Here is a 21,136-nt window from a genome sequence, read left to right on the forward strand (position 1 = left end):
CGATCCTTATCAATATTTAAAAATTACATGATTTTATTAGTATACCATTTTCCCTGGCTCTACACAATTCCGCAACCATGGCCGAGCAAGGCTACTCCGGCGCTCCGTACACCTTCTTCAGCAAGGTGGGTTTACGTAAGTCAGCGCAGCCACAGGTTTGCCGGCCGTCAAGCTCTTTTACTGTATCAAGGAGAATATGGCCGACCGCATGGGCATCTTCATAAAATATCTGGCTGAGTTCACCATGCTGCCAGTCTTTAACAACACCCTCGCCATAGTTTACCACCGTATATAAGCCGGCAAAGCAGGCACCAATCTCCCGCGCCAGATACACCTCAGGACATAAACTCTGGCCGATAATATCGCCATGGCCTTTAAACATGGCCACCTCGGCCGGGCTTTCAAAATGACGCCCGTCGGTAACCACATACACACCGCGCGTGAATACCCGGTTTAACGGCCGGGCCTGAGCAAAATGGAGCAGGCGTTGCCGCAGGTCCGGGCATAGGGCTTGGCGCATGATCAACAGATAATGTCCCTCAAGGCCAATATCTTTACGCATCGACTGATCAATATAGTCGGAGGCCACGACAAAGTCGCGCAGGTCCAGCAAATGATTGACAGAGCCCACGCCGCCTTCAGCCAGGATTTTTTTTACCCCCGCCTCACGCAATAACCAGAATAACTGGCGTGATGCCTCTGCCCTGCTAACCCCGCTGCGCCAGCCATGCATCCGGCAGGTCAGCACATTTCTGCCGGCCAGGGAGAATAGCAGCAATGGCGGCGTTTGGCCGTAGGGAGTATCAAATATCAACTCCCGCGCAATAATTTCCACATCATCCCGCTGTAACTGCTGCGGAAAATCGATTGACAAGGTGCCCGAGCCGCCGATTATGGCCACCTGGGCCAAAGGAATATCCCTCATAAATCCTCCTGACATTTTACTAAAAAAACTTTTTAATAGTACCTGATAATATTATAGGCAGTATCCCGCTGGGCCGCTTTTTTACCTGCACCGCGGATGATATCCACCATATATTCTGTTGACATGTGATTGGCAGTGCCGGCTGCGCGCACCACATTCTCTTCCAGCATAATACTGCCTAAATCATTGGCGCCAAACGCCAGTGTCAGCTGGCCGACAGCCTGCCCCTGGGTAACCCAGGAACCCTGCAAATGTTTGATATTATGCAGATAGAGCCGGGCTACGGCCAATGTCCGCAAATACTCCCAGGCCGGGACTTTCCCGCCCCCCAATTGAGTATTTCCAGGTTGGAAGGTCCACATGATGAAAGCCCGGAAGCCGCCGGTCAGGGCCTGCAGCTCCCGCACGGCCCGCAGATGGTTGATGCGCTGCTGATAAGTTTCTCCCAGCCCGATAACCATGGTCGCGGTTGTCGCCAGCCCCAGCCGGTGCGCGGTTGCCATCGTGTCTAACCACTGCCGGCCGGAAATTTTGGCAGGGCTGACCCGTAACCGGACGGCATCATCAAGTATCTCCGCCCCGCCCCCGGGCAGGGAATCCAGTCCCGCCTTGTTAAGGCGGCTGAGAGTCGCCTGCACGGTCAGGCGCTCCTTCGCCGCCAGATCAACAATCTCCGTCGGTGACAGCGAATGGACGGTAATAGCAAACCGGGCCTTAATGCCGCGCAGCAGTTTTTCAAAATAGGCCAGTCCCAGCTCCGGATGCAGCCCCCCCTGCAGCATGATCTGCGTACCGCCGGCCGCAACCGTTTCCTCGATTTTCTGATAAATGCTTTGCTCATCAAGCACATAGGCATCCGGCGCGCCGGCCTGGCGGTAGAAGGCGCAAAACTTGCACTGATTTGTGCACACATTGGTATAATTGATGTTCCGGTCAATAATAAACGTCACCGGCGAATCGGGATGCTGCTGCTCCCGCATCCGATCAGCGGCCTGTCCCAATTCCCATATATCCGCCGCCTGCAGCAGCAGCAGCGCTTCCTCGTCCGTCAGCGGGAATTTATGCCATTCCCTGTCCAAGATCTGCCGCCAATCGTTCCCCATATTTATACCTCCAGAAAATCCAGCCGCGGGATTTCGGCAATATAGCCCAGCGCGCAAGCCCGGCGGTAGTATTCCAGCAGACCGGTCTGATGGCCGGCATCAAAACCATACTGCAAGGTCATAAAATATTCCTGCAGAAACCCGGCGCTGAACGGTTCCCACCGCGCCGCGTCTTTCGCCACCTGGTCGATACGCTTTTCGCTGTAGCGCAGTGATTTTATAAAAACCCGGGCGACTTCCCGGACCACCTCGGGATTAGCGGCCGCATAACTTCTGCGGATCGCCCAAACGGCAAACACCATTTTAAAGCCGGTAAGTTGTTTCCACTCGGTTCCTAAATCATAGGCGTACAGACCTGGCGGCACCTGATAGTGGATCTGCAAGGCCGGGTCGCCAATCAGCAGGGCCGCATCGGCCTCCAGCAGCATCGCCCCCAGATTCGGCGGCGATTGAAAACAAACGGGGGTAATGCCATAGCCGTCGCGCAATATAATTTTCATCAGGACCTGTGATGTCGCTGAGGTATTGGTTAGGGCTATCCGTTTGCCGCCTAATTCCCCGATGGGAAATTTACTGACAAGAAAGATACTTGTGACAGGGCCGTCACTGCCGACGGCAATGTCAGGAACCATCATAAAATCCTGCCAGTGCCGGGCGTATTCAATCGATGAAATGGGGCAAATATCCAGTTTTTCCTCAATCAGGTACCGGTTTAATTCCGTGGGCGTGCCTTTTATCAGGTCCACGTCCCATAGCACATGGCTTTTTACCAGTCCATAATAAAGCGGCAGGCAATTGATGAACTGAATATGCCCTACCCGCGGCCTCATGCCGTTTCCTCTTCCCGGTGAACCTGCACTTCACCATACAAAGTGTCGCGTTCGACCGGCAGGTGCCCGGTTTCCCGGATTAAGGCAATAATATCGGCCTTGGAAATCCCCAGAGCGGTTTTGGCCCCGGCCGAATGGACGATTTTCTCTTCCACTACCGTGCCATCCAGATCATCGACACCGAAAGCCAGGGATAGCTGGGCAACCGGGACAGTCAACATAATCCAAAAACCTTTGATATGGTCAAAATTATCCAGCATCAGGCGGCTGACAGCAAGCATCTTGAGGTTTTCCCAGGCCGTACTCTGTTTGATATTAGCCAAGCCTGTGTTCTCGGGATGAAAAGGCAGGGGGATAAAAGCCTGAAAGCCGCCAGTCTCGTCCTGCAGTGACCGCAAGGTAAGCAGGTGGTCAATTCGCTCCGCCGGCGTCTCCACATGGCCGTAAAGCATGGTGGCATTGGTATGCAGCCCCAGCTTATGGGCCGTACGGGCCACCTCGAGCCATTCGCTGGCACTGGCTTTTTTCTCACATATCAGTCCCCGCACCCGGTCATTCAGTATTTCCGCGCCGCCGCCCGGCAGGGAGCTTAAACCGGCCGCTTTGAGGACTGTCAGGACCTCGGCAATGCTTTTGCCGGAGATTTTGGCAAAATGTACGATCTCCACGGCGGTAAAGGCTTTAATGTGCAGATGGGGGAACTCGGCCCGGATGGTCTGCACAATATCTGTATAATAGGCAAAAGGCCTGTCCGGATGCAGGGCGCTCACAATATGCAATTCGGTTAGTTCCGGCGCCTGCCTGACCGCTTCGCGCGCAATCGCCAAAGCTTTTTCCTTATCCATTATATAGGCCTGCGGCGCGTCGGCGTCACAGCCGAAGGCGCAAAATTTGCAACGGGCCATGCAAATGTTGGTCAAATTAATATGCCTGTTGACATTATAATATACTTTGTTTTGCGATTTACGGCACTTTACGCTGTAGGCCAGTTTCCCAATCCGCAAAAGCTCGTTGGCTGCCAGCAAATACAACCCGTCTTCCTTGGTAAGCCTTTCTCCCTGATACACTTTTTGTTCAATTAATGTCAATTGATCCAAACAATCATCTCCTCAGCCCAGTAGCAAAATAATTTTTCGGCCTTTGGCAAGGCCAAGGTCTACAAAACTTTGATATTGTAGTCCCGGGATAAAGCTTTCTTTGTTTAGAATTAAAACACTATTCCTATCATATAAAAGATTTGGCCAAAGTGCAAAGGTGAATTGCATGCGGTCTGCTCATTCTGAACTTTCCTGGCGACTACCTCAGACATTTTGCCACCGGCCGGTCTAAGCCAATCAGCCCTGTAAACAACACTTGGTTGACAGCCATATTGAAAAAAAGGCAGAAAAAGTATACTATGATAAAAAAAGACCTGATTAATGAATACAAGCATTCTTCTTATTAGCTGATAACCAGCCACCTACAGAGGCGGGAGTCTTAACCCATCAAATAAGAGCAAAAACTCCTGGCAAATCCCATGGGATTTGCCAGGAGTTTGCTATCTATAATAGGATCAAATAGAATCTAACGACTCAATAACCGGCGCTACAAAGGGTTGCGGTGCTTCAATAACCTCTGTGGGCAGGCCCATCGTCGCCAGCAGTTCCATAAAAGGAGTCGGATCAAGTTCTTCCACATTGACCATATGCTTAACATCCCAGTCGCCGCGGGCGACTAAGATGGCCGCTGCCGCTGCCGGGACTCCGGCCGTATAACTGATGGCCTGGGATTCCACTTCCTGATAGCATTCGGCATGGTCACAGGTATTGTAAATGAAGATTTGGCGCGGCTTACCGTCTTTCGTGCCGCTGATGAAATTGCCGATGCAGGTTTTACCGGTATAACTAACTGCCAGTGAGGACGGATCAGGCAATAGCGCTTTCAGTACCTTGAGCGGCGCAATCTCCACACCCTCCGCTATTTTAACCGGTTTCTCCGAGGTAAGACCAAGATTGGTCAGCACAGAGAACACATTTAAGTAATGTTCGCCAAACCCCATCCAAAACCGAATAGAATTCGCATTAATATTTTTAGACAATGAGTGCAGTTCGTCATGTCCGGTCAGATATACGGAACAGGTTCCCACGACCGGAAATTCATAATCCACTTTAATCGAATGAACTTTTTGCAGTACCCATTTGCGGTCAATCCAGGTCCACACTTTCCTGAATTCACGGAAATTAATCTCGGGATCGAAGTTTGTGGCAAAATACTTGCCGTGACTGCCGGCATTGACATCCAGTATATCAATGGTATCGATTGTATCAAAATATTCCTTTTGCGCGAGCGCGCACCAGGCATTGACAACACCCGGATCAAAGCCGACTCCTAAAATTGCGGTAATCTGCCTGTCCTGACAGCGCTCTTTACGTTTCCACTCATAATTGCCATACCAGGGCGGGTCCTCGCAGACCTTGTCCGGATCCTCATGGATCGCCGTATCCATATACACGGCACCGGTTTCGATGCAGGCCTCCAGCACCGACATATTCACATAGGCCTGACCGACATTGATGACGATTTCCGACTTGGTGTCCTTGATTAATTCAATCACAGCCGGAACATCCATGGCATTGACTGCCCGGGAATACAGTTTTTTCGTTGGATCCTGCAAATGATTTTTGCGCAGTACGCTGTCAATAATTGCGTCGCACTTTTGCTGGGTACGTGAAGCGATACAGATATCACCCAAAACATCATTATTCATCGCGCATTTGTGGGCTACCACATGACCCACGCCACCAGCACCAACAATTAAAACATTTTTCCTCATTTCTTTCTCCTCTGCTAAAAAATTTAATTTAAGATAAATTATTTAAGAAATCCGAGTAAGTGAACTGACGCACAACCTCAACCGTACCATCCAGCCTGCGCACGGCAATCGCCGGCATCTGCAGGCCATTGAACCAGTTTTTCTTTACCATTGTGTAGCCGGCGGCATCGGCAAAACGGATTTGGCTGCCAATTGCCAATGGCTCGGCAAAAGCAAAGGTGCCAAAAACATCGCCCGCCAGACACGAGCGTCCGGCTACCATATAAGTATGGCTGCCGGTTGTCTCCATTTTGGCGGCAAGCCGGTAGATTAACAAATCCAGCATATGCGCCTCAACCGAAGCATCAACAATGGCAATATCCATTTCGTTATGCACAATGTCAACCACACTGGTAACCAGTTCGGTACAGCCGGTAATCGCACTTTCCCCGGGTTCCAAATACACCTGAACATTAAACCTGTCAGCAAAGTCTGCCAGTTTTTTGCTGAATTTGGCCAGCGGATAGCCTTCTTGCGTAAAATACAAGCCACCGCCCAGACTTACCCATTCCAACGCCTGCAAAAACTCGCCATAGTTGTCGCCAAGGATATCAAGCTGCTCGGAAAATGCGGCAAAATCATCATTTTCACAGTTGTAATGAAACATCAGTCCGCTAAGCCGGGGCAGCTGCCTGGCCAGCACCGCCTTGTCTGTCACCCCCAGGCGGGAAAACTTGCGGGCCGGATCGGCCAGATCAAAATGCGAATGGCTGATCCCGGGATTTACGCGCAAGCCCAGCCGGGCTGACTTTACTGCCTCATAATGCCGGTCCAGCTGAGAAACCGAATTAAAGATAATCTTATCGGCGAATTCAGCCACGGCCATGATATCGGCATCTGAATAGCCGACACAATACGCGTGGGTTTCCTTGCCGAATTTTTCGAACCCCAGTCTCGCCTCATAGAGAGAACTGGAGGTGGTGCCAGCCATATACTCACGCATCAGATCAAAGACACACCAGGTGGAGAAACACTTCAGCGCCAGTACCGACCTGGCGCCCGAGAGCTGCTGCACCTGCTGGATAATCTGTAAATTACGCAACAGCTTTTTCTCGTCAATGAGGTAATAGGGGGTATTTAGCTTCATGGTTTAAAACTCCTGTTTAAGTATGTACTAAAAATAACAGTATCAGTCAGTTTATTTTTGCCGGCCGCCTAGGGGGTATATACTATGACATTAATAATAACAAAAATGACGGCATTTGTCGATTATTCTTTAAAAACAACCGTAATTTGCCGAAAAAGTCGATTTACTCCGCCAATGTCGGGCAATGTACGGCAGATGCCGATTCTGACTGCTACCAACAGCGCAAAATGCAAAAAGACGGCCTCCCACCCAAGGCTTCAGGTTTGAGGCTGTCAAGATATTTATTTAGAACCTTATCTTATAAGTATATAATAAAATACGCTATTCCACAACCAGATTATTTTATACCATAGATGCCGGCCTGCATGCCGGAGACCCAAAAAACCTCAACCGTGGAAAAACCGGCTTCAGCCAGCAGCTGCCGGTGAGCGGCCAAGCTTACCGGCAGCAGTTCAAGGCCATACCTGCTGATATGCCTGTCCGCTGCCGCAGGGCTTTTACCGTTCAGCACCTGGGCCTGCCGCCAGCGCTTCAGGCCGATTTGCGTGCCTGTGGCAGTATCAGCCTGAATGGTCTCAAAGGTTATGTAAATCCCCCCGGGTTTAAGCATGCGGTAGCAATTGCCGGTCGCTTGCCTGCGGCCGGCTGCATCTAAATAGTGATGAGCCAGAACGGCTGTAATCACATCAAAATGTTCAATATAATCCAAATCTTCACTGCCGGCCAATACGAAGGCGACTTTGTTGCTTGCCAGTTTCTCTTCAGCAAGCTGCAGCATTGCGGCCGCCGGATCGGCGGCCACAAAGCGGGTTGAGGCAAACTCGGCCATTGCCTTGACAATCAGCGTGCCTGTCCCGCAGCCGGTGTCAAGCCAGATTTGGGGCGGCGGCACGGCTGTTTTGACCAAATCGAGAATTTCATCATGCAATAAATGATAGCGGGGAATCGTCTTGTCGACATTTGCATCATACTCAGCGGCGGCCTGCGAAGTCTTATTATTAGGCATCCTCTACCTCCTGTATTCCCTTTACTGGCAAACCTCCTGACAGTTCAGGGTTTCGGCAATCTGATCCAACTGGGAAACCATTCTGCTCACCTGCTGGATCGTGTCGGCCACCTGGGTTACGGCAACGGCAATCTGGTTGATGGCCTCCTGGGTATCATTAATCTGCGTATAGATAGTTGAACCGTCTGACTTGATATTGCCGATAATGGTCTCAATCCTCTTTACCGAATCGGCACTGGTTGTTGCCAGCTTGCGAATCTCACCGGCCACCACGCCAAAGCCCCGCCCTTGTTCACCAACCCGGGCGGCTTCAATAGCAGCATTGAGCCCCAGCAGATTTGTCTCACTGGTAACACTCCTAATCAGCCCCAGCACCTGATCGGTCTCCTTCACCCGCACCTGTGAATCACTTGCCACCTGGGCCAGCGTCCGGCCGGTGGCGGCGATCTCCTGGGTCTGGGCCGAAATCTCCTGCGTAGTGGCCGCGAGGATGTTCATATTGTCCAGCAGGTCTCCGGCCATCTGTTTCATCGATTCCTGCAGCTCAACCGGTTGGGTAATGGCAATGGCGCCAATCACTTCATCGGCTTCATTGTAAACAGGTATCGCCACCGAGGTATAGGGCAGCCCATACAACGTTTTATCGAACCGCATGGCAATCCGTCTTTTTTCGTGTATGGCGCGATACACCCCGCTGCCAGGCTTTAACGGCTGATCCTTTGGCACTTTTAAATCAAGTTTTCCGCCTGGTTTATACAGGATAAACTTTTCCCGGTCGGTAAGAGTTACCCCTGCATCCTGCTGCAAGGCCTGTTGAATGACCGGTAATGCCCACAGTAGTTTGTCCAAGATCTCTTTATCACTTGCCGACATACTCTTCGCCCCTCTTTTTTACATATAGCAGCCGCCAACAGCCGCAGGCAGGCTGCCAGGTTAAGCAAAAGGCAGGCACCTGCGGCGGTGCCTTGCCAACTATTTCACGTAGGTTGCTTCTATCGCTCTGATCTGCGGTAAGCCAATTAGCTCATTGAACTCGCTGAAAGCAACCATTTGGTCCAGCATGCCGGCGGTAGTTCCGGTTGCTTTCAGATTTTCCATTAAGCGGGTGACGGCCAGCGTTACGGTGTAGGTCGAGGCCGTTGGATAAATAACAAGGCGATAGCCGATAGCCGCCAGTTCCGGCACCGGCAGCAGCGGTGTCCTGCCGCCTTCCACCATATTTGCCAGTACCGGTACGGTAAAGCCGGCGGTAATCTGTTTCATTTCTTCGACACTCTCCGGCGATTCAACAAACAGGATGTCGGCCCCGGCCTCCTCATACGCTTTCGCCCGTTCCAGGGCCGCATCCAGCCCGTGCACAGTCCGGGCGTCGGTCCGGGCGATAATGACCAGGTCGGCATCCCGGCGGGCGTCAGCGGCGGCTTTAATTTTCCCAACCATTTCGGCCTGCGGCACAACCTGGCGGCCAATCATATGGCCGCATTTTTTGGGGGCAACCTGATCTTCCAGCTGAATAGCGGCCACACCGGCCTTTTCATACTCGCGGACGGTGCGCATGACATTAACGGCATTGCCAAAACCGGTATCGGCATCAGCAATAACCGGTATGCCGGCAGCCTCCACAATATTGGCCGCCCGGGCCACCATCTCACTCATTGTCAGCAGGCCCACGTCCGGTTTGCCCAGATGGCTGGCGGCCTGGCCGTAGCCTGTCATATACACTGCCGGGAAGCCGACTTTTTCCACAATTTTGGCTGTCAGTGCATCATGAGCGCCAGGAGCCACAATAATGCCCGGTCCTGCTAATAATTGTCGCAACACGCTAGTTTGTCTCATGCTCATTCCCCTTTAGGTTATCTTAAAATATTTTTTGGCAAACCGGCCGCACTGGTCGGCATAGCGGGCCCCCAGGGCGCCCAGGGCGTACAGTACATACTGTTCATCAATAATAAACCGGGGCCGGACAGGCAATAGGGATATCCCGGGATTTTTAAAAGCCTCAGCCAGAATCCACTCTTTATCAGGCTGGGAAGCGTGAGTAAAAATCCCGCCCACGGCGATCACATATTTTACCCGCCGCAAATCCCGGCCTACCGGGGTTCCCGGTATTACGCCCAGCACCGGGTTCGCCTCCTGGGCAATATACCCGGCATGCCGCTTTAATGCCACTTCAATGGCACTGGCCGCCAGAGCCAGGTCAAACTGTTTCTCCTGTGGCGTCTGGCTGATATGACCGGGGTCTCTCTCCAGGTATTGACAATACGCAGTCAATTGTTCGCTAGCGGCCTGGCTGGGGCCGCCGATTTTGGCCAACACCCCCTGGGGGCCTACTGTTTCCACAATGCCGGTGGCACTGACCCGCAACCCCAGATTACCTTCGACGGTACGGTAGGACGGCTGCTTTTCGTTATTGACGATCAGGCCTTTTTCCTCAATTGTCAGCTCTTCCAGCTCCGGCAGCACCGAGTGGATATCTGTCGTTGCGCCCCCAATATCAATAATCAGGACCTCGCCGACACCGGCCTCCTGAAAAGTCCCTTTTGCCAGCAGTTCCGCGCCCAGCAGCACGGCCCCGGGCGTAGGCACTACTTTCTTATCGGAGACGATATCCAGTAATTTATGCAAGCCTTCAGCCAGGGTAATCTGCTTGATAAACTGCTCATGGATGGCCTCTCTCGCCGGCTTTACCTTTAATTCATGAATTGTCGGCATGACATTGGGAACCCGGACAAAGGGAACCTTATGGCTGGTAAAAATTTCGGCTGCCTGGCCTTGGGCCTCTTTATTGCCGGCAATGATAACCACGGCTTTAATCCGGGACTGAACAATCAGCCGGGCGTTCTCCAGGAGCGACTGCCGGTCGCCGCCGTCGGTGCCGCCAGCCAGTAAAACGATGTCAGGTTTAATCTCCTGCAGTACCTCCAGCCGGTATGCCGGCGAATCTTCATGGCTGATAATCTCCAGCACCCTGGCCCCGGCGCTCATGGCCACTTCTTTGGCGGCTTTGGCCGTTACCCGGGGCATATAGCCGAGAGCGACCATCCGCAGGCCGCCGGCCGCACTGCTGGTAGAAAAAATCCGGGCGTCAGCCGGCACCCGGACGCCGCTTGCCGCCAGGGCCTGCCGGGCAGCGGCAAGGCCTGTGGCAATATCGGCGATTGTCGTAGGTGCCTGCGACCGGGCTACAAATTCGATTTCACCCTGTTCCAGCCGGAAGGCTGTCAATTTTGTATAGGTGCTGCCGACATCAAATACCAGCAGGTCTGCATGCATAGCCTCCACCCCCACTAGGCCTTACTGACGAATACATACCCTTCCATTATCCGGCGGGCCGTACGGGAAAATGCCGCCCGCACCAGCTCGCCCCCGTCCACGGCAGCCTCGATCTCAATGACACCGGCCGGATGGCCGATCCGGACCACGCTGATGTCATCAATATGGGGAATGGCTTCATGGACAAGCGTCCCCGGAATTTTGGCAGCGGCGCCGGTGCAGGCCGTGCCGGTGCCGGGATAGGTCTTATGCAGCACCTGCATAAACATCATTCTGGACAGAAAGTCAACCTGAGCGGCAGCAATTGTCTGGCCTGTCGTAAAATCAATATAATCGGCGGCCGGAGCCACAAAGGCAATCATGGGAAAAGCGGGGCTTTTTTGCGTCGCGGTCTGAACATCAGGGGCCATGCCGATCATCACTGCCGCCTGGGCCCGGATTTCCTCCAGCAGGGACAGGAGCGCCCCATTACCATTCACCTGCTGCGGCGTTTCCCGGCCGGTCATGCCGATGTCTTTGGCTCTGATAAAAACGCAGGGATTGGAAACATCCACAATCGAGACCTGCAGCGGGCCCTTGCTTGTTGCGATAGTGTCCACAGGCTTGCCTGTCGGCAACAGCCTGTCGGTCGCCGAACCGGCGGTGCCGGAGAAATCCATCATGATGCGGGCGCCGGTCCCAGGCACGCCATCAATCTTGCAGTCCCCGTTCACCCGGGCCCGGCCATTGACAGTGGGAACTTCCGCAACCAGAATCCGGCCGGTGTTGGTATTGTGAATTCTTACGGTTGTCAGCGGTTCCCTGGCGGCAACAAAGCCTTCATCAATCGCAAACGGACCCACGGCGGAGGAAATATTGCCGCAGTTGCCTGTGTAATCAATGTAGGGAGCGGTAATGCTGACCTGGCCGAAAGTATAGTCGATGTCCGCCCCCGGATGAGTGGCAGGTGCAATAATGGCCAGTTTGCTTGTCAGCGGGTCTGCTCCTCCCAGGCCGTCAATCTGACGGATATCGGGGCTGCCGAAAATCGCCAGAATGGTTTTGTCCCGTTCTGCCGGGTCCTGGGGCAGATGATTGGCTTTCAAAAACATCGCCTTACTCGTCCCGCCCCGCATAATTACGCAGGGAATTCGCTCTATTTCACTCACTACAAGCCTCTCCTCTCTAATTCCGACTCCGTCCATTTAACACACTGGGCCGGGTCGGTGCCAGGACCGAAAAATCCGTCAACCCCCAGAAATCCGGTTCCTTCATTGGCGATTTTTTCTTCATAAAATGTATGTTCTTCCTCTTTTTCGCTGATCCGGCCCCCGCCGATCAACAGTACCTTGTCCCGCAGTCCCAGCTCCTGCAAGCGGCCTTCCACCCGGGGGAACAGTTCCCGTCCCAGCCCCAGCAGATTGGCAATGCCCACAATGTCGGCCTTGGCCTCAGCCGCTACTTCCGCCACAGTTTCCGGCAGGTTCATGCCCCGCATATAAATGACCTCATAGCCGGCTTTTTCAAATTCCTCCCTGATTAGGTTAACCCCCATAACATGGGCGTCAGCCCCCACGGTAGCCAGTACCATCTTTTGCCTGCGGGTTGGTTTTTTCTCCGGCGGCACCACGACCGGCTCGGCGGTTACCGCCACCCGCTTCTCATCAACGCCCAGCGGCGTATAGCCGGGGATATAGCGTTTAATGCCGTCTTTATCCCGATGGGTTTTTACATGCCGCTTCAAATCCCAGCCGCCGGCGCGGGGGCAATCCATAATGCCCGCCTTGCCGGCCTGAACAATGCGCTCAATCAGCTCATCTTTCCCGTACTGCCGCCAAAAGCCGGCATGGATCTCGGCCGGTGCCAGGGTACGCTCCATTCCCAGCACCCGCTCCAGCACCGCCATCGCTTCCGCCAGAATTTCCTGTTTGCGTTCCTGGATATAAGGATCACGGATGGCGACGGCCACCGTGTTTTCAAACACATTCTGCGTGGCCCAGATGGCTTTGGCCATAGAGCCGCCTGTCGGTATTCCCACCGACTCAGCCGCCTTGGGCCGGTAGAAATGAGCCCCGCCCAGCCTGGCACTCACGGCCATGCGCGCAAAGTGCGCCGCTTCGGCAATCAAATCGCCCGGCGGGTTTTGGAAGGTCTCCGGTACAACAATCAGGCTCTTGCTCCACATCGTTTCCTTGAAGGCCTGCATAACCGCAAGATCAGCCAGCAGATTGAGGCCGGCCACATTCATTTGCACGGCACTCAGCTCCGGCGGCAGCCCCGCTAAAACCCCCAGCCCCTCGGCCAGCAGGCACATGGCTAAGGCCATACCGTCTGTACCGCCAATGTTATTCAGATGCTTATGGGATTCAATCTGTACGAATATGTTGTTCTCAGCACATATCTCCAGGGCCTTAAAGCCATTAACGACCTTCGTTTTATAGTCGTGAATGCCCCGGCCGCCAAAGTGCACATGGATAACCGGGCCGATATCAGTACCGTCAAAGCCGGCAATCAAGGCATTAATGATTGACAGATGGGGCGTGTCGCCGGTGGCGTTGATCCGCATCGGATGAACAGCCCCGCCGCCCAGTTCCACCAGCTTCCGCTCGCCGTCCGGGGTAATGCCGCCTTTACCGCGGGATTGCTCGATCAGGTCCCGCCCTTTCAGGGGATCGATATGGCGGGTTGCCTCGGAATGCACAAAGTGAAACAGGCGAATGCCCAGTTTTTCCGCCATATTGTACATTTCCAGTGATTCCTGATAGGTTTCTTCAGCGGTATTACGCCCTAAAATCGGATTCTGAACAGGAATGCCTGCCATTGCCGCCTGCCGGGCCAGCTCATAAATCCGGTAGCCGCTTCGTTCCACCCCGTTGACCAGCCGGGGATAGGGAGCGGGCAGCCCCTCAACCGTACCGTCTTTGCCAATTGTCGGCATCGCTACGCCGAAAGTCTCCCGGTAAGCGCAGACACTGTCATAATCTTCAATAATAATTTGTTTTGTTCTTTCCTGCACGCTTTATCCCTCCCATGGCTTTAGTTGTTGCTGATGCCCAGCTCTTGCCTGACCCGGTTGATTAAACCACCGGCAGCAATGGTTGCCAGTACATTGGCCGATAAAGCCTGGGCGGCAACCTCCCGCTCCGCTGTGCTGACAATACCCTGAACAAGATCGGCTTCAACCAGATCACCGGTCTGAACATGGCGGCGCAGATCCGCCACCAGCACCGGCAACCCGATATTAATGGCATTGCGCCGGAAAATCCGGGCAAAAGATTCGGCAATAATCAAACTCACCCCTGCCGCCTGCAGCGCCACCGGCGCCTGCTCCCGGCTGGAGCCGCAGCCGAAATTCCTGCCGGCAACAATAATGTCGCCGGCCTGAACCCGGGCCGCGAAATCAGCCTGTTTACTGCCGGCCATCGCATACCTGGCCAGTCCGGAAAATTCTTCCGCCATCGCATAGCCTGGCAGGATCTGATCGGTATCCACGTCATCGCCAAACACCCAGACCTGTCCTCTAAGCCTGTTCATAACAAACGCCGCCTTCCAGTGCTGATGACCCCGGCCGGGTAATCCGGCCGCAGACAGCCGTTACGGCCGCCGTGGCGGCCGAGGCTAAATATACCTGGGCGTCGCGATGTCCCATCCGGCCGGGAAAATTACGGTTGGTCGTGGACAAAATAACATCCCGTTCGGTGCCAAGCCCCTGATGAGCCCCAAAACAGGGCCCGCAGCCGGGATTGGTGACTACGGCCCCGGCATCGCGCAAAATCTTGCACCAGCCGGCCGCTTCCATGGCGGCCAGCACATTTTTTGAGGCCGGGATGACCAGCATGGTAACCGCCGGGTGCACCGGCCGATGCTTAAGAACCTTAACTACCTGCTCCATATCGGACAAACGGCCATTGGTACAACTGCCGACAACAACCTGGGTTACCGCAACCGCTGCCAGCTGGCTGACAGGCTGCACATTCGCGGGCGAATGGGGGCAGGCGGCCACGATATCAACAGTCTCCAGGGCCAGCCGCACTGTTTTTGCCACCGCCGGCGCGGCTGTCTCCTCGCCGCCGAAACAGGCAATCATCGCCCCCATCTCAATGCCCATATTGCAGATTGTCAGCCGGTCATCCATGCCAATAGCGGCAATGCCGGGGCCGGTAAAGACTACCGCCTTGTCAGTCAGTCCCGCCACCCCAAACTCTTTGATCAGGGACAGCACAATATCCTTGCCGCCCACATAGGGCTGCAGCTGCCCGGTCATATACACCTCAACGACCTCCGGCACCTCAAGGTCAATTGTCCCTGTCGCCATCGCCGCCGCCAGCTCGGTGGACCCCACCGGGATCGCAACAACCCCATAACCGCCGGCCGTACAGGTATGGGAATCGGCTCCCACCAGAATGCTGCCCGGCGGCAGCCGGTGCCGCTCGGCCAATACCTGATGAATGACGCCCTCGCCTTTATCATACAGGGTGATCCCGTAGTGGGCGGCAAAATCCTTCATGCTCCAGTGCATGGCTTTGGCCTGTACCGTCGCCGCCGGAAAAATATGATCAATTACCATTACTACTTTGCGGGGGTCAAACACATGGTCAACCCCAATCTGTTCAAACTGTTGAATAGCCATGGGCCCGGTAACGTCATGGGCTGCCACCAGATCAACACGGCAGCGGATATCCTGCCCTGTCACCACGGTCTCCAGGCCTGCGGCCCTGGCCAGATATTCTTCAATAAAATTCATGACGTCCCCCTAATCCACAATCTCAATCCCCAGCTTTTGCGCCACCCGGTACGCTGCGGCCTTGTCTGAGGCCTGCTTGAGCACCAGCCGGCCGCCGCCCCGGTTAAGCGACGATACCAGCGAGTTTTTTTCTGTGGCAAAAATCGTAATCTGCTGCAGCTGGGGCTCCTGAGCCGGCAGGATCTCCACCTCAATCCCCTCACCGGCCACCTTGCTCATTACTTCCCGGTACAACTGGCTGTTGTCGGTACCGGCCCCGTATACAGCCGCCATCAAAATTCCGGGCACATTAATCCCCCGGCGGGCAAACAGTTCCGGATACAACTCGATTTTAACCTTAGTAATCTTGCCTTTGGCCAGATAATGGGCAATCCGGGCGGCGTTAGTCGGTGATCCCACTGCCTGGCTGCTGCCGCCGACAACCGCCTCGCCAAAAGGCTTGACAATCGCATTGGCTTTGCGGGCCATAGCCCGCGCCTCAGCCAGAGCTTGCCTGACCGTTTCATCAATCCGGTCTTTCTCCAGCGCCCGCATATCGTCGCCAATATAGGTTTCCACCGCCGCATTGGTCTTGAAAAAAGGCTCCATATACTGAATGACAACAGGCACCACCTGCTTGGCCGAGACAGGATGCACGGCGGCAGCCATTGCCATCATGACATCGACCGGCACCGTCACCGGGATCGAGGTGTGCAGGGCCAGTTGGGCGGCCAGTTTGCCGATCATAACGCCACCGCCGATATGGGTCGCGCACAACCCGGCTACCATAACCCGCGGTGTACAGGGGTTGGCAATTGTCGGTGATATGGCCAGCACAATCGCCTTGGCCATAGCGGCCGGGCTGCCCCCGGCCAGTTCGACAAAGGCGGCGGCCGCAGCAGCAGCCCCGGCGCCGAAGCCTTCCATATTGCAGCCGGTGGAGGTCTTGCCTACCCGGAAGATGGTGCCGATTTTCAGCATAACAGCGGCAACCCGGGCCACGGTATCCTTATCCTCCAGTTCTTCCAGCATCGCCCTGACAAACCCCGCATAGGTACAGGAATCACCGGTACCGGCACAGGGCTGCAGTCCGACTGAGTGGTTGCCCACCTGGGCCCCCAGGGTATATGTCAGCACTTTATTAAGAAACTCATCAGCCACAAGCTGGGGGGCGCCGGTCTGGGCCACTTCCCGGCCGGTGGTCCCCATCAGAAAGCTCGAGCCGGTTGTCGTCCCGATTTCCACTGCATACAGATTGTGCGCGAAGCTTGCCAGCACGGCTGAATACACTTCTGACCGGGTCATGCCGCTTGTGGCCATTGCTTCCGTGACAATGACCTCACTGACCGGTACCTGTGCCTGGCCGGCTATATCAATACAGTCGCCAATTGTCAGCTCACCGGCTGGCAGACCCTTTTCCGCCATGATTTGTTTGATTTTTTCCATTATCGACCACCGACCTTTATCCCCTTACTTGAATGCCCGCCATTTCTTCCCAGACCTTGATTACCGCTGAAATATCCTCCCGGCCTAAGCCTTTGGCCCTGGCCATGGCAAACACCTGCTGGGCTGACGCCCCTACCGGCAGGGGAACCGCCAGACTTTTGGCTGTTTCCATTGCCAGCTCCAGATCCTTATATTCCAGATCAATGGCAAAACCGGCGGTAAAATGATTGTTCAGAATAAACTTTTCCCCTTTGGCCTCCAGTGCATAGCTGCGGCCGGAGCTTTCCCGGATAATCTCCAGCATCACCCGGGGATCAAGCCCCGACTTGGCCCCCAGCACCAGGGCTTCCGCCACAGCCGCCATGTTGATGCCAAGCAGCAGGTTGTTTACCACCTTCATTGCATCACCGGCACCGCTTGGGCCCACATGGTGGATTTTTTTTCCCAGCCTGTTAAGCAGCGGCAGCACACTTTGCACCACTGCCGTTTCGCCGCCCACCATAATAGTCAGCGACCCGGCCGCTGCGCCGGCAACCCCGCCGCTGACCGGCGCGTCAATATAAGCTACCCCCCGGGCCTGGGCCAGGGCCGCCATCTTTTGCGTGCTGCCGGCGGCAACACTGCTCATATCAATGATGGTCTGGCCGGCTTTGCAACCGGCCAGCACACCCAGCTCACCGGTCAGGGTACTTTCTACAATAGCGGCATTGGGCAGCATCATAATGATCACTGCCGCCGCAGCCGCCAGTTCCCGGGGTGACAGGCACACCGTTGCGCCCTGGGCTGCCAGGTCGCTCATGGCCGCTGCATTGACATCATAGATGTACAACTGCACTTCAGCCGACTGTAATAAATTCTGCGCCATCGGTTTGCCCATGGCCCCAATGCCGATAAAACCAATATTCATGCTTCCACTCCATCCCGGGCCGGTTAGCGCAGGCCGTCTTCCCCTTTTATTTCCTGTACTTGCAAACCACCGATCCGCGGATGAGGCCGCCCCCCCGAGGTCACGGCAACGGCAACCACAATTTCATCGGCTGCCGGCGCATCGTGCAGCCGTACCTCGATGGCATCATAGTGGGTTCTGACAAAAGCGGCATCTTTATAGTGCAGAGGAACGTCCAGCGCCGTTCCCGGTCCGCCCAGCTTTTTGGCGGACGGAATAATGGCTTTGCCGCCGCCGACCGCTTCCCGCATCGGTTTGCCCAGCTTGGGATGAAGAATGGCGGCGCCATGCTCCAGTTCACCGTTCATGCCGATGATCGCCCCTTTGCCATAACTCTCGGCCTGGCCGGCCTCAATGCCCATTGCCGCCACCGCCTTGCGGGCAAGCTCCCCGCCCAGATATTCGCCAATATCGCTGAGCAGGCTTAAGTCTTCCACATATTCACCGGCAAACGGGTTTTTGATCACCGCTATCGCCGCGCATTTTTTAAAAGGCTTATCAACCGCTTTCCTGCCATCCGTCAGAACCTCTTCCACAACAGTTACCAGCTTGCGTATCGTCAGCTCCATACTTCTTCCCCTCCTAAAATTCTTATATCCCTCAGCCCCGCATTGAGCTTATGCATTCTAGAGGGCAACAATAAAGCCCTCCGGCACCATAACCAGCTGCTGTTGAACAAAGACCGCCGCGCCGGCGATAATCCCCTGGTCGTATAATTCGGTGGCCCGGCTCCGGCCGTTCATAAGCGCGGCTTCCACCACTGGCGGCGGCAGCAACCCCACTGCGGTGACAACCTGGTGGCCCCAAATATCGGTATTGGGATCCAGTTGTTCAGCCCGGGCCAGTTTAACCGCCGGATGGCCGACATAGGTGGCATTGCCCAGACTGGTGGCACAGGCATCAGCAATCGCAGCCGTGTCTGCCGCTACGATCGCGGCAGTGGCAATGCCTTTGGTAAAACTGCGTCCGCCCAGGCCGCTTGTCGCTACCCCGCCAATGCCCCGGATGTCAGCCAGCACCAATTTGTGCGTAGGCCGCCGGCCAATGGCCGGCGCTACCCCGACCGCGGTTTTCTGACCGCATGCCAGCCGGAGGGCGATATCGCCGCCATTATTGACAATCGCCTTGGTGGCCCCCCGCGCCTGCAGCCAGTCGGCGGTCAGATCGGCAATGGTTCCAGCTACGGCCGCCATTGGCGTCAGGGTTATATCACCTGTCCGTTGTACCGCTGCCAGCATGCGCTTTAGCACCTCCGGCCAGTCATTGCCGCCCCTTATCGCCAGTTGCGGGCTGGCCGCCGTTTTCTGATGGGCAGCCAGCTCGTACAGTACCTGCACCGCATACTCGGCCGCCTGCTGAGCCGCCCCGGTCAGGGGGCTGCTGCCGGCCAGCGCCTTGATTGTCATTTGGATTGGGCCAAAATCTAGGCTGACCCTGCCCGGAGCCATTACCGTAATCATAGCTAATCTTCCTTTTTTACTGCAGCAACCGGCTTAACAGCGGCAGTATGGCCGCCAATTCTCTCAAAGGTTGCCCGCGTCATCGTATATTCCACCGGGGCTACCGTGGCCGGTGTGGCTACCCAGGTAAAGGCCTGAGGCACCACTTTTTCCACATCAACCATAAAATTAATCCCGCCGCCCGGCAGAATATAGGTCGGAGCGCCGCCAATCGTCAGTTTTACCTCACCCTGATGCACGGCCCGGGATAGCTTAAGCGGGTAGGTTGTCACCCCGGCCCGGGCACTGCCGCCGGTCCCGCCCACATAGACAGCCGATACCCGGGCATCCTCACAGTTGGCGGCAATCAGATCGACTGCGGCCTGAACCTCAGCCGTCAATGGAATTTCCCGGACCGTACCGTCGGCTTGCACCTCCAGCAGTCCGGCCTGCTGCCCGGTTGTCTCGGTAACCAGAATTTTTAAACCTGGCTTGGCCAGTGTCATATCGACGGTTTGTACGGCCTGCAGGGGCCCGGCGATACCGGTCCCGCCCCAGCCATGGCCCTGGTCGCCGAAATAACGGCCCCGCGTACTTTTGCGTCCGTTGGGAACAACACCGCTATAGGTCATGCCAACCTCTTCCCCCGCCCGGTGCTCGCTTAACAGGCCAATGACATGATGATCAAGAATGATCGCTTCATCCACAACCTTACTTAACTGGGCGGCAAACATACCGATAGTCGCACTGCCGCAGCCGACGCGCATTTTCTTTTCCGCCACGCCGTCAATGACCGGCGGCTGGCCCACAGCCAGCTCCAGCTTGCTGCCTTTCTCCACCTGCAATACCACCCGTTCCCCGTTAGCCAGGGCAACAATCGTCCTGGCGGCCATAAACCCGTGTTTGCCGCTCAGGGTATTGGCACCGCCGATGGATAACATTTTGGCACCGTATTCCTCCGTATCAACCATGCCGATTACGGCCCCATCCCTGAACACCCGCGCGCCCTCCGCGCCAATATGAGCGTTGGCGTCAATTTTGACCTTAATGCCGCTGTAGCTGAGCGGCGCCTCGGTAACGACTGTCACGACCTCAATATCCTGAACAGTGCCAGCAACAATATGCGGCGCCGGCTTGCAGCAGGGGTATTCCGTCCCTGCTCCCACGGCTGTAATCAGAGGTTGATCCGGTATTTCCTGGTGCACTGCACCGCTGCGCCCGCTGGCCGCCACTAAGGGGCGGTTGCGCACCAGGGTGCCGCCGACATTGGTGTACCGGCGGCAGGCCCCTTCATAGCCGGGCCGGATTGCGCATTGGACAGGACAAGCACGGCATATTGCCGCCCCGGGGGTGACAGCATCATCCCGGCGTACGGCTCCGCAGGGACAGACGCGCGCGCATACGCCGCAGCCGGTACAGTTTGGCCCCAGCTGCGCGATCCTGTCGACTAAAGCAACAGCGGCAGTAGGACAGTTCTTTATACATAACCCGCAGCCTTTACACAAACTTTCCTCTATTACAATCATGC

General features: G+C 55.3%; 19 protein-coding genes. All 19 read right to left on the reverse strand.

What is annotated here, in order from left to right; genetic code table 11:
• Positions 1 to 91: 91 nt before the first annotated feature.
• Positions 92 to 925 (reverse strand): MTAP family purine nucleoside phosphorylase, encoded by an 834-nt coding sequence (locus ACZ481_RS23090; RefSeq protein ID WP_464767686.1) that lies wholly within the window; start codon positions 923 to 925, stop codon positions 92 to 94.
• A gap of 32 nt (positions 926 to 957) precedes the next feature.
• Positions 958 to 2,028 carry a cyclic dehypoxanthinyl futalosine synthase gene (gene mqnC, locus ACZ481_RS23095; protein ID WP_464767687.1) on the reverse strand — a complete coding sequence of 357 codons (1,071 nt, stop codon included), beginning with the start codon at positions 2,026 to 2,028 and terminating at the stop codon, positions 958 to 960.
• Between the two features lie 2 nt (positions 2,029 to 2,030).
• A complete protein-coding gene (locus ACZ481_RS23100) occupies positions 2,031 to 2,858 on the reverse strand; it encodes a menaquinone biosynthetic enzyme MqnA/MqnD family protein (RefSeq protein WP_464767688.1) in 828 nt (275 codons plus the stop codon).
• On the reverse strand, positions 2,855 to 3,955 hold the full coding sequence (gene mqnE / locus ACZ481_RS23105) for an aminofutalosine synthase MqnE (RefSeq protein ID WP_464767689.1): 1,101 nt from the start codon (positions 3,953 to 3,955) through the stop codon (positions 2,855 to 2,857). The genes ACZ481_RS23100 and mqnE overlap by 4 nt, the downstream gene beginning before the upstream one ends.
• A gap of 455 nt (positions 3,956 to 4,410) precedes the next feature.
• Positions 4,411 to 5,670 (reverse strand): saccharopine dehydrogenase family protein, encoded by a 1,260-nt coding sequence (locus ACZ481_RS23110; RefSeq protein ID WP_464767690.1) that lies wholly within the window; start codon positions 5,668 to 5,670, stop codon positions 4,411 to 4,413.
• 28 nt (positions 5,671 to 5,698) lie between these two features.
• Positions 5,699 to 6,796 carry a carboxynorspermidine decarboxylase gene (gene nspC / locus ACZ481_RS23115; RefSeq protein ID WP_464767691.1) on the reverse strand — a complete coding sequence of 366 codons (1,098 nt, stop codon included), beginning with the start codon at positions 6,794 to 6,796 and terminating at the stop codon, positions 5,699 to 5,701.
• Between the two features lie 337 nt (positions 6,797 to 7,133).
• Complete coding sequence (locus ACZ481_RS23120; RefSeq protein WP_464767692.1) at positions 7,134 to 7,802, reverse strand: class I SAM-dependent methyltransferase; 669 nt, start codon at positions 7,800 to 7,802, stop codon at positions 7,134 to 7,136.
• 21 nt (positions 7,803 to 7,823) lie between these two features.
• Positions 7,824 to 8,675: a methyl-accepting chemotaxis protein gene (locus ACZ481_RS23125; RefSeq protein ID WP_464767693.1), complete on the reverse strand. Its 852-nt coding sequence runs from the start codon at positions 8,673 to 8,675 to the stop codon at positions 7,824 to 7,826.
• 99 nt (positions 8,676 to 8,774) lie between these two features.
• Positions 8,775 to 9,638, reverse strand: a complete 864-nt coding sequence (locus tag ACZ481_RS23130) for an isocitrate lyase/PEP mutase family protein (RefSeq protein WP_464767694.1) — start codon at positions 9,636 to 9,638, stop codon at positions 8,775 to 8,777.
• Between the two features lie 12 nt (positions 9,639 to 9,650).
• Positions 9,651 to 11,075 (reverse strand): glutamate mutase L, encoded by a 1,425-nt coding sequence (locus ACZ481_RS23135; protein WP_464767695.1) that lies wholly within the window; start codon positions 11,073 to 11,075, stop codon positions 9,651 to 9,653.
• Positions 11,076 to 11,089: 14 nt separating this feature from the next.
• Positions 11,090 to 12,223, reverse strand: a complete 1,134-nt coding sequence (locus tag ACZ481_RS23140) for a PrpF domain-containing protein (protein WP_464767696.1) — start codon at positions 12,221 to 12,223, stop codon at positions 11,090 to 11,092.
• Positions 12,223 to 14,070 carry a cobalamin-dependent protein gene (locus tag ACZ481_RS23145; RefSeq protein ID WP_464767697.1) on the reverse strand — a complete coding sequence of 616 codons (1,848 nt, stop codon included), beginning with the start codon at positions 14,068 to 14,070 and terminating at the stop codon, positions 12,223 to 12,225. Before ACZ481_RS23145 ends, ACZ481_RS23140 begins: the two co-directional genes overlap by 1 nt.
• 20 nt (positions 14,071 to 14,090) lie before the next feature.
• Positions 14,091 to 14,588, reverse strand: a complete 498-nt coding sequence (locus tag ACZ481_RS23150) for a LeuD/DmdB family oxidoreductase small subunit (protein WP_464767698.1) — start codon at positions 14,586 to 14,588, stop codon at positions 14,091 to 14,093.
• Positions 14,575 to 15,798 carry an aconitase/3-isopropylmalate dehydratase large subunit family protein gene (locus tag ACZ481_RS23155; protein ID WP_464767699.1) on the reverse strand — a complete coding sequence of 408 codons (1,224 nt, stop codon included), beginning with the start codon at positions 15,796 to 15,798 and terminating at the stop codon, positions 14,575 to 14,577. The genes ACZ481_RS23150 and ACZ481_RS23155 overlap by 14 nt, the downstream gene beginning before the upstream one ends.
• A 9-nt stretch (positions 15,799 to 15,807) precedes the next feature.
• Entirely contained in the window at positions 15,808 to 17,223 is a 1,416-nt protein-coding gene (locus ACZ481_RS23160) for a hypothetical protein (RefSeq protein ID WP_464767700.1), read from the reverse strand.
• Positions 17,224 to 17,239: 16 nt separating this feature from the next.
• The gene (locus ACZ481_RS23165) at positions 17,240 to 18,130 is read right to left on the reverse strand and encodes an NAD(P)-dependent oxidoreductase (protein ID WP_464767701.1); all 891 of its coding nucleotides are present in this window, start codon (positions 18,128 to 18,130) and stop codon (positions 17,240 to 17,242) included.
• Between the two features lie 23 nt (positions 18,131 to 18,153).
• Positions 18,154 to 18,738: an amino acid synthesis family protein gene (locus ACZ481_RS23170; RefSeq protein WP_464767702.1), complete on the reverse strand. Its 585-nt coding sequence runs from the start codon at positions 18,736 to 18,738 to the stop codon at positions 18,154 to 18,156.
• A gap of 57 nt (positions 18,739 to 18,795) precedes the next feature.
• The gene (locus ACZ481_RS23175) at positions 18,796 to 19,629 is read right to left on the reverse strand and encodes a hypothetical protein (RefSeq protein ID WP_464767703.1); all 834 of its coding nucleotides are present in this window, start codon (positions 19,627 to 19,629) and stop codon (positions 18,796 to 18,798) included.
• 2 nt (positions 19,630 to 19,631) lie between these two features.
• Positions 19,632 to 21,134, reverse strand: coding sequence for an indolepyruvate ferredoxin oxidoreductase subunit alpha (locus ACZ481_RS23180; protein WP_464767704.1), 1,503 nt, complete (start codon positions 21,132 to 21,134; stop codon positions 19,632 to 19,634).
• Positions 21,135 to 21,136: the final 2 nt, after the last annotated feature.

Source organism: Sporomusa intestinalis (genome assembly GCF_055383785.1).